Genomic DNA, 13,184 nt, shown 5'->3' with positions numbered 1-13,184 from the left:
AGAAATATGATTTTTAGAATTGTGTGCGTTTTATTTTAGCTTTATTTTTTATAAACTACCAATCTAATCGATTTTTTCCAAAGTCTTTGCTTTTTATCGAATAGAGCTACTATCCATTTTTATTCAAATCGATTTGATTCAAATCAATTTGAATAAAATCAATTTGAATAAACAAATACAATGACTTTCTAACTCCAGCCTTCTAAGCCTGCATTTTTTATTGCTGTCATCATTCTCTTTTTAACATCTGGAGCATGTTCATTAATCTCCTTTAAAAGTCCTCTTACATAAGTTCTATTTGTTGTTTTGTCGTAAGGACAAGGATTTTTTTCTATTGGTAAGTTATACCTATTTTTAAAGCCCACAATATCCGCAACTGGTGCATAAATAAGAGGTCTTATAACAGTTAAATTGCAATCATCAAATTTTGTAACTGGCCAAAAACTACAAAATCTACCTTCATATATTAAAGCCATCATCATAGTTTCAACCACATCGTCCATATTATGTGCATAGGCAATTTTATTACAATTAAAAGATAACGCTGCTGTCTTAAAAGCTCCTTTTCTAAGTCTAGCACATAAGGAACACTCTCCATTTTTCACCATCTTTGCAATTTCTGTTTTTTCTACATAAAACTCAACATCTAAATCTGTACAAAGTTTTTCTATCTTTGATACATCAAAGTTGCCATATCCTAAATCAATGGTTATGGCAACTATATTGAATTTTTTAGGATAGAATTTTCTTAAACCCGCAAGAGCATACAAAAGAGTTAAAGAATCTTTTCCACCAGATATTCCAATGGCAATTCTGTCTCCATCTTCTATCATCTTATAATCATCAAGAGCTTTTCGCACATAACTATATAATTTCTGTAATTTCATACTAACCTCAGGATACTTTAAATCTATAATTCATCTATATCCCCATCAACCTTTGGCAATTTAATAAAAAATATTATTGCCATTACAAGAGCTGGGATAAATGTTAAAATGTAAGCAACAGGCTGCGCTTCCTGAATTCCTGCAAGGCCTCTAATTTTAGCCAAGATAATTAATGTTGGTATGAAAAAAATACCACTTCTTAAGGCTGATAAAACTGAGGCTCTTAGTTTGTAGCCTGTAGTTTGGAAAAGCATTTCCGTAACTACTGTAATAGGAACGAAAAGAAGTGTCAACATCTGAAGCTTTAAAGCTCTTGTTCCAATTTCAATAACCTCAGGATCATTTCTAAAAATTCCAATTAGGCCGTCTGCATTCACAAGCACAATGGATAAGCCAATAATTACTAAAAGCTCTGCCATAAAGAAAGTAAATACATAGGCTTTTCTTAATCTAGAATACTTCTTAGCTCCATAATTAAATCCACTAACTGGCTGGAAGCCCTGACCAATACCAATGGCAACAGACATTACAAAGAATACGATTCTTGAAACGATACTCATGGCAGCAACTGCTCCATCGCCATAAACTGACGCCTGAGTATTAAGTAGCACTGTAGCCACACTGTTTAGGCCCTGTCTTAGTAAACTTGGAAAACCTGTTGTCATAATATTTAGAATAAAATAGACATCTGCCACAAAGTTTTCTTTCTTAAGCTTAACAATAGTCTTGCCTCTAATAAACATGCTAATAAGAATTAAAAAACTTACTAACTGACTAAGGGCTGTTGATAAACCAGCACCAGCAATTCCCATATTTAAGCCAAACATAAGGATTGGATCAAGGGCCATATTAAGAACTGCTCCTGTCATAAGGCCCACCATACCAAGGGCTGCCTTACCCTCATAACGAAGAATGTTATTAAGAGTTAGGGAACTTGCCATAAAAGGTGATGCAAATAAAATAAAGATTATATAGTCTTTTGCATAAACTGCAATAGTATCTGTACTACCAAGTAGCACTACTAACTGATCAAGAAATGGTAGACCAATAATTATGAAAATGATTCCAAAAAGAAAAGAGCAAGTAAAACCTGTTGTTGCTGTCTTACTTGCATTTTCAATATCTTTACTACCAAGACTTCTAGATAAAATACTTCCAGAACCTTGGCCAAACATAAAACCAAATGCTTGAATAATGGCCATGAAACCAAAAACCACACCTACTGCTCCACTTGCTGAAGTACCAAGCAAACCAACGAAAGCAGTATCTACCATGTTATAAATATTTGTTACAAGCATACTTATAACTGTAGGAACTGAGAGTCTAAGTATAAGTGAAGGAATTGGTGACTCCGCCATTTTCTCGTAATAAGTCATTTTTTTAATCGAACTCATATTAAATTAACTCCTTTATATATACACTTATATTATCCTCTCATAAAAATTTTAAGTCAATAAAAGCCTGTAGTTTTAAGAAAAACTTTAAAAAACAACGAACTTACTCCATATTCTTTAGAGCATCTGTCATTGGAATCTTCTTTATAAGCTTAAAGCAAACTAAAGCTGCTACAATAAAGCCAACAAAAGCAAGTAATCCAATCTTAAACATTGAAAAATAGCTTAAATAATAGGCAAGCCATCCGTCCAAAGTCTTTAGATACCATCTCCAAACCTGAGCCATAAGTATATTTGATAAAAATACACTAATGACAATAGATACAAAAGCTACAATGCCTGTAGCCATAATATAAAGACTAGCAATTTCACTATTCTTAAAGCCCAAGACCTTAACCATTGAAATAGACAAGGCATTTCTTTCTGTAATAATCTTAGTTAGAACTATAACTAGCAATGCCGAAACAATAACAAGTGCTACTCTAAAGAAATCCATCATTCCACCCATTGAATGCTCTAACTGTCTTGAAACTTTTGTTATATCTTCTTTATCAATAACGCTGACAATATATTTATCATCTATGTCAGTTATTTCTTCATCAGAAAGGAAACCTGTATAAGCCCCATCTTCTAAGTCAAAAGTCTCATTGTAGTCATCATTGTCCATAAAAATACATAATGCACCCTGATAGTCATAAATTCCTACAATTTCAAAATCATAAGTCTTATCTCCATACTTTTCCTTTAAACTAATACTATCTCCAGTCTTTAAATGGAATTTATCTGCATAACAACTTGATACATAGACTTCATTATCAGATAAGTCCTTAGAAAGCTTAATGTAATCATTATCTTTTAAAACCCCATAAACGCCAATAGGCTCAGAAACCCTTACGCCGTCTGTGGTCTCAAGACTTGTATAGCTGTATTTATCAGCATTTTCATTAGATGTCTTAATTTCATTTCCATTTTCATCAATAGTAGTTTTTAAAATGTATTGATAGTTGGCAAACATCTCTTCCACGCTAGTCTTTTGATATTGATGGATAGTTTCTGGCATAGCAGTTGCAAATGTAAGCAAGAACACTACAAAGAAAAGACCGAGAGCTAAAATCAAGTATCCACCTATATTTTGTATAATGATTCTTATACGGAATCTCTTCATAAATTTCCATCTAGGAAGTCGAATAGCTTTTGATCTCTTACTTCTACTTAAGTTTCCACGAAGGAAGTTTAAAATATCCATGCGAATCTTTGATACGATTACAAGGAAATTAACCACTAGCATAATCACAACTGGAATCAAAGTTGTATATATAAAGGCATCCACGCTCCAAACTGTCTTATAAGTTGGAAGGGAATAGCTATTGTAATAAAGAGACACCGCTACATTTTTCAAATAAGTATAGCCAAGAATATTACCAAAAATCGCTGCAAGAAAAGTCACAAGACTTGGTATAAAAAGATAATGTCTTAAAATTTCACCTCTTGTATAGCCTGAAGCCCTTAAAGTTCCAATAGTTGTGGCCTCTTTATGAATTGTATTTCTTGCACTAACCGCAAAGATAAAGGCAATTACAATTACAAAGACAATAAGTAAAATGTAACTCATGCTTAAGTCCCCTTCTAAATCGTCAGGGGCAAAGTTAATGCCGTTATTTAAGTAAGCTGGAACAAAGTCCACAATGTTGTTTTCATTGCCAAGAGTACTATCAAAATAGCAAGCCTTCACCTCAGCTACCACATTTTCTAATAAATCCTCAGCTTTCTCTTTAGCCTTGGTATCTCCCTCTGGTGTCTCATCGTATTTATAGGCATAAGAAAATTTCTCGTTATCGTCAATCTTTTCATAGCCCGCATCTGTTAAGATAGCCACATTAAAACTTAATGCATCAAACATAAAATCTGTGTTGTTCTCATAAAGGCAAACATAGTCTGGTAGGGAGATTAAACCTGTTATTGTAAATGCATTGCCATCCACATAAATTGTATCCCCCATTTTTAAGTCGTTGTTATCCGCATGCATTCTATCAATAGCAATCTCAGAATCTGTGCTTGGAAGACTACCCTTCATAAGGCAGGCCTTATCTACTTCCTCTCTGTTTTTAAAGACTCTGATTGTGGCATCTTTCTCACCGTCATTATCATTATCCTGACTGCAGTCCTTATAGAATTCCTCATAAAGGCTGATGTCATAACTTTCTAACTTTTCCTTTAAATCAGAACTTAGCTCTGACTCAAACTGGAATCTACCATCTTCTGTGTTGTATTTTTCATAACTATCATTTAAGGCCTTCATCATACTTTCGTTTCCCACAAACATAGCAGAAACAAAGCCTATAACTAAAGCTAGAATAAGGAAGAGACTTACATTTTTAAGCCATTCCTTCTTTAATTCTCTTTTATATCTTTTACGTAAAGGACTCTTCATATTCTGCCTCCCCTACCACTCAAGCTTGTCAGCTGAGATTTTTTCCTTGTTAGTAATATTTTCTCTAATATTGCCATCAAGTAGCTTAATTGTGTGATCTGCCATAGCTGAAATCGCTGCATTGTGAGTAACCATAACAATGGTGTTGCCATACTTTTTATTCACATCTTCAATAAGCTTTAAAATTTCCTTAGATGTGTTAAAATCAAGAGCTCCAGTTGGTTCATCGCAAAGTAAAATGTCTGGATTTTTCACAATAGCTCTACCAATAGAAGTTCTTTGCTGTTGTCCACCAGATAGCTGATTTGGTAGCTTATATCTATGCTCCCAAAGTCCTAAAGTCTTAATTAAATCATCAATATCAAGAGGCTTATCTGAAAGGTAAGCACCTACCTCAATATTTTCCTTAACATTCAAGTTAGGAATTAAGTTGTAAAGCTGGAAAACATAGCCTAAATGCTTACGTCTATATAAAGTAAGTGACTTCTCATTCATGTCCTCTAGTTTGTCGCTGTTAATTGAAATGTAGCCTGAATCAGCTGTATCGATACCTCCAATAATGTTTAGAAGTGTAGATTTTCCTGAACCTGAAGGTCCAAGTAAAACGCAAAATTCTCCCTTTCTTACCTTAAAGGAAAGACCCTTTAGTACCTCTTGCTTTGAGTCTCCTTCCCCATAAGATTTAAAAAGATTATTAATCTCTAAAAAATGTTCTTCTCCCATAAAGTCACTCCTTATTAATTTTTTCATTTTAGTCAAATGTAAAAAAACTAACTTTAATAAAGCAAGATATACTTACCTTACTAAAGTTAGTTTAGTCTAATTGTATTTAACTGTCAATAAATTTAAAGAACAATATACATCAGTATATCTCTTTATTTAGTCCAATCTTGTTTTTTGAAAAAATTTTATCGAAATGTCCTTTTTTTACATTTAAAAATGAGTATGTCTTAAAATTACATTCTAAGAAGTAATTCTTTTTCTACTACCTCACCATTTCTAATGTACTGTCTTGGAACTCTTTTACTTACTGCACAAGTTAATTCGTAAGGAATTGTTCCGGCAAGTGCTGCAAGTTCATCAAGAGAATTATTTTCACCAAAAATCTCAACCTCTGAACCTACATCTACTAAAGGCTTGTCAGTAATATCAATCATACACATATCCATGCAAATCTTACCACGCTGTGGTGCAAGACCCTGCTTAGTCATAAGACTACACTTATTAGAAAGGCTTCTAAAGAAACCATCAGCATAACCATAAGGAACTACGCCTATTCTTGTCTGCTTATCTGTTACATAGATTCCGCCATAACTAATAGCTGTTCCTGCAGGATAAATCTTAATTGTGCTAATTGTAGTCTTAAGTGTCATAGCTGGCTTAAGCCCCCATTCTTTAGCAAATTCGCCATAACCATATAGAAGTAGACCTGGTCTTACCATATCAAGATAAGTTTCCTTAAATCTTACCGTTGCTCCTGTGTTAGCGCAGTGTCTTATAGCAAATTTTCTACCAAGTTTCTCCTCTACTGCATTAATAACATCAGTAAAAAGCTTAAATTGATGCTTAGTATATTCATCATTCTTCTCGCCAAATTCATCAGCTACTGCAAAATGTGTAAAGATACCTTCCACATCAAGGCCTGGCATATTGCAGGCTTCTACTATACCTTCTACACCTGTACCAAAGCTTTCATTATCGCAAAGATAACCAAGTCTAGACATACCTGTATCCACCTTAATGTGAACCTTTAAATTACCACCACACTTGACTGCCTCTGCACTATATTCAACAGCTTTAGCCTTACATGTAACTGCCTGAGTAATATTATACTTAATAAGTCTTTCCACCTGTTCCTTAGGTGTATGACCAAGAATTAAAATAGGCATAGTTACATCATTAACTCTTAATTCTAAAGCTTCATCTATACTACTAACTGCTAAATAATTAGCACCTAGTTCCTGTAAAAGTTTTCCAACTCTTATACTGCCATGACCATAGGCATCCGCCTTTACAACTCCTAGAAACTTAACTTCTTCTCCAATATGTTCTTTTATAGTTTTGTAGTTGTAGGCAATAGCATCTAAATTTATGTTAGCCCATGTACGTCTTAATGTAGATTCCATAACTCCTTCTCCTTAATAAATTAAATCTCAAACCATTATAGTCCTATGCTAATAAATTATCAAACAGACTAGTTCTGAAATTTTGATAGCGTTTTTTTATTCATCATAACAAGAAGAGTTGTAGTTTCTGTGATAATTTCATCAGGATCTACGCTACCCTTTATCTTACCCTGATTAAGAGAAATAACGTTTACACCATATTTTTTACGAAGATCTAACTGCTTTAAGCTCTTACCAATCCATTCCTTTCTTGGCTGAAGTTCAACGATGCAAATATCATCATCAAGCTCGTAAAATTCCAAGAATCCACTAGACACGAGACGTCTTGCTGTTCTAAATCCACTTTCCTCTTCTGGATATACAATTTCGTCAGCACCAATCTTTTCAAGTACTGAACCCATTCTCGCAGAACCAGCCTTAGCTACCACGTGCTTAACGCCACTTTCCTTAGCTACCATTACACACATAATACTAGCCTCAAGATTCATACCCATACATACAATAGCGCAATCAACATTAGAAATACCAAGCGCCTTAATATTATCAGCATCTGTAAGGTCTGTTGCTGCTGCCACAGAAACCCTTGAAGAATAATCCTCAATTATTTCCTCATCATTATCAACTACCATAACATCTGCATCACTTTCTATTAATTTATCAGCTACGGCCTGTCCAAATTTTCCTAAACCAAAAACTGCATATGAATTATATCTCATTATAAACTCCTTTCCTTATCCCACAATAAACTTACCCTTTGAATACTTAATATCATTTTGATCTGAATGTGAAGTTGCAAAGAATAGTGCCATTGAAAGAGTACCAATTCTACCTGCATACATTCCAACTATAATAATAGCTCTACCTATTAAATCAAGATTTGATGTAATAGATCTAGATAAGCCTACTGTACCTGTTGCACTAAAGACTTCATAAGCCGCATCTAGTGCAGATATATTTTCAAAATGTATCAAAAGAATTGTAAGCATCATGGTAAAAGTTATGCTAAAAGTAATAATAGCAGTCGCTTTATTAATAAGGTTATAAGATACTCTCTTTCCATAGATAACATTTTCATTACGATTTCTAATAAAGGCAAAAGCATTAAGGGCAATAACAAAAACTGTCATAGTTTTCACACCACCGGCTGTACCTACTGGAGAACCTCCAATAAACATAAGAATGCATCCCACTATACAAGAAGTAGATTTAAGTCCATCCTGTGCAATAGTTGCAAAACCTGCAGTTCTATAAGTAACTGACTGGAAGATTGACGCCATTATCTTATTAGGAAGAGACATATTTCCAATAGTAGCTGGATTATCCCATTCAAAAACAAGGGTAGTTACTGTGCCAAAAACAATAAGCCCTAGAGTTAATAAAACAACTACCTTAGTATGTTCATTTAATCTTCTCCATATATTCCTAAAGGAAATCTTCCTACTAAAGGCCTTCTTAGTTACATAAATAACATCAAACCATACCACATATCCAATACCACCTAGAATAATAAGGGTAATTGTTACAATATTAATAAGGTAATCATTATAATAATTCATTAAAGAGTTAGAGCCTAAAACATCCATACCCGCATTACAAAAAGCAGATACAGCATTAAAGATAGAAGCCCAAATACCCTTAAATAGACCAAATTCTGGTATGAAGCGAATCATATAAAGAAGAGCTCCAATAGCTTCAACCAATAAGCTGCCCTTAACTACTTTCTTTAAGAACTTAATAAGTCCTTTAATAGAGTCTAAATTATAGTAATCCTGAATAAGAATTCTAGTTCTAAGGCTAAACTTCTTTCTTAAAGCCATCATAAGCATAGAATAAATTGTGATAACACCAAATCCACCAATCTGGATTAATACAAGTATTATAATCTGACCAAAGAGTGTCCAATGGGAAAATGTATCTACAACTACAAGTCCCGTAACACATATTGATGTTGTAGAAGTAAAGAGAGCTGTTGAAAATGTTGTAGTCTCTCCCTTAACAGTAGCTGCCGGCAACATAAGTAAACCGGCACCTACTATAATTGCTACTATAAAACCCAATAGAATTATTTGGGTAGAAGTCATGTGTTTTGATATTTCCGAATTCTCGTATACGCTTTTCATTTGAAAAAACTCCTATTATCTAATTATTTAGATAATAGCACATGTAAGACTAATAGTAAAGAAACTTAACTTCTTTAAATATAGTATATATGCATTAGTATAGGAAATTATATTTATCTTTGGTAAAACTTCTTATGCAAAAACCTCTTCTGCAACTTCCTTTACAAGCTTAAGTTTCTTCCATTGATCTTCAAAATCTAGCTTATTTCCGATTTCACAAGAGGCAAAGCCGCACTGTGGACTAATTGATAATCTCTCAAGTGGAATGTACTTTGTAGCCGCCTTAATTCTTTCAATTAAAGCTTCCTTTCTTTCTAGGCTTGCTCTCTTTGTAGTAACTAAACCTAGCACAACATTTTTATCCTCACTTACATACTTTAAAGGTTCAAAGCCGCCACTTCTTGCGTCATCAAATTCAAGATAATAGCTATTCACATTTTCACCGGCAAATAAAACCTTAGCCACTGAGTCGTAAGGACCGGAATTAGCATAAGTAGAATGAAAGTTACCTCTACAAATATGAGTAGTAATATCCATATCCTTAGGAAGTGCGTCAATTACTGCATTATTAAGGTCTTTATGGAATTCCTGAACCTTAACTGAATCTTCCTTTGAAACGCCATAAGCTAGGTGTCCCTTGTCATCTGCAAGCATCCCCCAAGTACAGTCATCTAGCTGTAAATGTCTACAACCTGCATCGTATAACTGCTTGCAAACTTCAGTGTAGGCAGAAGTTAAATCCTTCGCCAATTCATTTTCATCCTTATAAAACTGAAGACTAGGTTCTCTAAGCACTGGCATCCAAAACTGAGCAAAAACCTGGGCTGGGGCAGGAATTGTTTGTTTTGCAAATGTATTCTCATCCTCAAAGTTTTGTACAAACTTGAAATGCTCCACAAAAGGATGCTCCTTAGGTGCTCTAAACTTTCCAGTTAAATAAGTATCATCAATCATTGCTGCCTCATCATGGAAAGGAAGGCCTGTAGCTGTCTTTTTATGGCCTACTCCCTCAAAGCCCCACATAAAGTCAAGATGCCAAGTAGCTCTTCTAAACTCACCATCTGTAATAACTCCATAGCCTAATTCCTTCTGCTTATCTATAAGTTCCTTTATACACTCATCTTCTACTTCTTTTAATTCTACTTGATTAATCTTTCCTTCCTCAAAGGCAGCTCTTGCCTCCTTTAACTTCTCTGGTCTTAAAAAACTTCCTACGTAATCAAATTTTAATCTTTTATCTGCCATAATTACCTCCAAATTTGTTTAAGTGTATACATTTTAATTGATAATTTCTTATAAATGAAATACAATAAATCTTGCTTTGTGATAAATTTTTTCTATGGAAATTATTTTTAGTTTAAACCGGAGGTGCATCATGACTCTTAAACAATTAGAATACATCGTTACTGCTGCCAAACTTGGTAACATTACAGAAGCTGCCAACAAACTCTTCCTATCACAGCCAAGCCTTACTCACGCAATACTTGAGCTTGAAAAGGAAATGGGCATTACCATATTTAATAGAAAAAATAAAGGTATCACTGTAACAAAAGAGGGGGAGGAATTTTTAGGTTATGCAAGACAGGTTCTAGAACAGGCCAACTTACTTACTGAGCGCTACACCGCCATTAGTAATAGAAAGCCAAGATTTTGCGTATCCTGCCAGCACTACTCTTTTGCTGTAAATGCTTTCGTTGACGTAATTAAAGAATATGATAGCAATCAGTACGACTTCATTTTAAGAGAAACACAGACAAACGAGATCATCTCTGATGTGGCTAATCTAAAAAGCGAAATCGGCATAATCTACTTATCAAAGGAGAATAGCGACGTACTAACAAAGCTCTTTAAGAAAAACGACTTAATCTTTGAAGAACTAATTAAGACAACGCCTCACGTATTTATTGCCAATAGTCACCCACTAGCTAAAAAAGATAAGCTAAGTCTAAAAGATTTAGAGAACTACCCTTATCTATCCTATGAACAAGGGGACTATAACTCCTTCTACTATTCAGAAGAATTATTAAGTTCTATAGATAGGAAGAAAAACATTATGGTTCGTGATAGAGCCACCCTATTTAACCTAGCTGTAGGCCTTAATGGCTACACTGTCTGCTCAGGTATTATTAGTAAAGAGCTAAACGGCGGTAATATTATTTCAAAACCCCTTATATCAGATGAGTACATGAGCATCGGTACTTTAAGAAAGAAGGGCCTTGTATCTTCCATTTACGGAGAGGCTTATTTGAATGCTATAAGAAAATATATCTAGAGATCAATTTTTTACAAAATAATTAAATGCCTATTTCTTACAAAAATTAAGGCAACTACTTAGTATTACTAAGTAGTTGCCTTTACTAATTATTATCTTTTACGTATCAGTAACTATATTTTATAAAACTAGAGCTCATCCAGAGCCTCATCCAGCTTTGTTAGATACTCCTTAAATTGTAGCTTTTCCTCTAAACTAAAGTCCTTTGTGGCACTTTTATTATTATCAGATAGAAGTTCTGAGACTTCCTTGTGAAAAGAAAGTGCTAGTTTTGTAGGATATACGTGATTAATTCGCTTATCCTTCTCATCCTTTTCTCTATAGATATAGCCCTTATCTTCTAAGCTTTTTAGAACTCTAGCAGTAAAGCCTTTATCAACGTACACGTATTCAGATATCTGCTCTTGCGTAAAACCCTTGTTATTACATATGGCCATATATATAGGAAATTCTCCAGCAGTAAGATTATACTTTGTCATCATTTTCGAAATCTTACTCTGTTGCTTTCTTGCTATGAAAGAAATAAGTCGAAGTATTCTTACATTTTCATCCATAATAATAAATCTCCTCTAATTCTACATTCTAGTTAGTCTCTTAATCTCCCTAAAGGCAAATACCCCTGAAACTATGGCTGCTACTAAATCTGCCACTGGACCTGCAAACATGATACCTTCTATATTTAAGAACAAAGGAAGGATTAAAATTAATGGCAATAAGAAAATGATCTGTCTTGTAAGGGATAAGAAGCCACCAATCTTTGCTTTTCCAATAGCTGTAAAGAAATTCGAGCTTGTAAGCTGTAGGAAATTAAGCATTGTAAAGAATAGATAGATTTTAAAATATCTCACTGCAAATAGGTAGTAAGTCTCGCTTGTTCCCTTGCCAAAGATAGAAATAATCTCTCTTGGGAAAAAGAAAAATAAAATCCAGGCAATACAAGATATAATAAAGCTTACTCTAATGGTCTTTTTGTAGACCTCAATAACTCTGTCATATTTTCTAGCACCGTAGTTAAAGCTAGCAATAGGCTGCATTCCTTGAGACATACCTATTACAAAGGATAGGTAAACCTGATTAACCTTTGTAGCAATACCAACTACTGCAATAGCTGTCTCTGCCCCATAAATTGAAATTGCCCCGTAATACTTTAGCGAATTATTTAAAACAATCTGTACAAGCATCATGGCAAGCTGATTTATAAAAGGCGCCACCCCAAGAGATATAGTTGGGAAAATGTATCTTGTCTGCATACGGAAATGCTTAAGCCCTAAATTCACCGACTTAGTATGAGCTAAATAGTAAATTACAAATAGGCAAGATACGCATTGTCCAATTACTGTAGCAATAGCTGCACCTGCCATGCCGTATCCCAGTACAAATACAAAAAGAGCATCAAGTATAGTATTAACAATAGCGCCCACTAAGTTACAAAGCATACTGATTCTTGGTCTGCCATCAGCTCTAATTAAGTGTCCACCTGTGGTTGTAAGAATTAGCATTGGAAAACCAATAGCAGTAATTCTTGTATATTCACAAGCTAATGGAAGAATTGAGCTTGAGGCTCCAAAAAATGTAAGCATAGGCACCAGAAAAATCTCAGCTATAAAAGATAGCACAATACCACAAATAAACGCTGTTATTGCTGCATTTCCCATAAAATATTCTGCCATATCCTCTCTTTGCTTACCCATATGAATATTAAAAGTTGATGCTCCTCCTATACCAAATAAAAGAGCAATAGCTATACATGAAGTAGATAGAGGGAAAGCAATATTAGTTGCGGCATTACCTAACTCTCCCACCTTCTGTCCAATAAAGAACTGATCCACTATGTTATATAGGGAACCTACAAGCATAGACACAATGCTTGGAATAGCAAAACTTCTAATTAGCTTGCTTACTGGCTTTACTGCCAATGGATTATTATTAAAATTAACCTCTTCCTTCATAAAAT

Annotated in this window: 11 protein-coding genes; 1 reads left to right on the top strand and 10 read right to left on the bottom strand. The window is 34.2% G+C overall.

The features are described from left to right. Positions 1-188 precede the first annotated feature (188 nt). From G600_RS0108765 to G600_RS0108730, 8 genes are all read right to left on the bottom strand, one after another. Positions 189-887 (bottom strand): tRNA lysidine(34) synthetase, encoded by a 699-nt coding sequence (locus tag G600_RS0108765; RefSeq protein ID WP_027431609.1) that lies wholly within the window; start codon positions 885-887, stop codon positions 189-191. Positions 888-910: 23 nt separating this feature from the next. Next, a complete protein-coding gene (locus G600_RS0108760) occupies positions 911-2,281 on the bottom strand; it encodes an MATE family efflux transporter (RefSeq protein WP_027431608.1) in 1,371 nt (456 codons plus the stop codon). Between the two features lie 103 nt (positions 2,282-2,384). Then, positions 2,385-4,712 (bottom strand): FtsX-like permease family protein, encoded by a 2,328-nt coding sequence (locus tag G600_RS0108755; RefSeq protein ID WP_027431607.1) that lies wholly within the window; start codon positions 4,710-4,712, stop codon positions 2,385-2,387. Positions 4,713-4,724: 12 nt separating this feature from the next. Continuing rightward, positions 4,725-5,435 carry an ABC transporter ATP-binding protein gene (locus G600_RS0108750; RefSeq protein ID WP_027431606.1) on the bottom strand — a complete coding sequence of 237 codons (711 nt, stop codon included), beginning with the start codon at positions 5,433-5,435 and terminating at the stop codon, positions 4,725-4,727. A gap of 233 nt (positions 5,436-5,668) precedes the next feature. After that, a complete protein-coding gene (alr, locus tag G600_RS0108745) occupies positions 5,669-6,838 on the bottom strand; it encodes an alanine racemase (protein ID WP_027431605.1) in 1,170 nt (389 codons plus the stop codon). A 68-nt stretch (positions 6,839-6,906) separates the two neighbouring features. Beyond that, on the bottom strand, positions 6,907-7,554 hold the full coding sequence (locus G600_RS0108740; protein ID WP_034246030.1) for a potassium channel family protein: 648 nt from the start codon (positions 7,552-7,554) through the stop codon (positions 6,907-6,909). Positions 7,555-7,569: 15 nt separating this feature from the next. Then, positions 7,570-8,958 (bottom strand): TrkH family potassium uptake protein, encoded by a 1,389-nt coding sequence (locus G600_RS0108735; protein ID WP_242826370.1) that lies wholly within the window; start codon positions 8,956-8,958, stop codon positions 7,570-7,572. A gap of 132 nt (positions 8,959-9,090) precedes the next feature. Continuing rightward, on the bottom strand, positions 9,091-10,203 hold the full coding sequence (locus G600_RS0108730) for a 5-methyltetrahydropteroyltriglutamate--homocysteine S-methyltransferase (RefSeq protein WP_027431602.1): 1,113 nt from the start codon (positions 10,201-10,203) through the stop codon (positions 9,091-9,093). A 130-nt stretch (positions 10,204-10,333) separates the two neighbouring features. Here G600_RS0108730 and G600_RS0108725 point away from each other — a divergent pair, with 130 nt between their 5' ends. Next, complete coding sequence (locus tag G600_RS0108725) at positions 10,334-11,230, top strand: LysR family transcriptional regulator (RefSeq protein ID WP_027431601.1); 897 nt, start codon at positions 10,334-10,336, stop codon at positions 11,228-11,230. Between the two features lie 128 nt (positions 11,231-11,358). Here the strand turns inward: G600_RS0108725 and G600_RS14175 are convergent, their stop codons facing one another. Together G600_RS14175 and G600_RS0108715 are read right to left on the bottom strand one after the other, a co-directional pair. Then, entirely contained in the window at positions 11,359-11,784 is a 426-nt protein-coding gene (locus G600_RS14175; RefSeq protein WP_051195445.1) for a MarR family winged helix-turn-helix transcriptional regulator, read from the bottom strand. A gap of 21 nt (positions 11,785-11,805) precedes the next feature. Continuing rightward, entirely contained in the window at positions 11,806-13,179 is a 1,374-nt protein-coding gene (locus tag G600_RS0108715) for an MATE family efflux transporter (protein WP_027431600.1), read from the bottom strand. Positions 13,180-13,184 lie beyond the last annotated feature (5 nt).

This window comes from Lachnospira multipara ATCC 19207 (genome assembly GCF_000424105.1).
Taxonomy (GTDB): domain Bacteria; phylum Bacillota; class Clostridia; order Lachnospirales; family Lachnospiraceae; genus Lachnospira; species Lachnospira multipara.
This window is presented reverse-complemented; position numbering and strand designations above follow the sequence as displayed.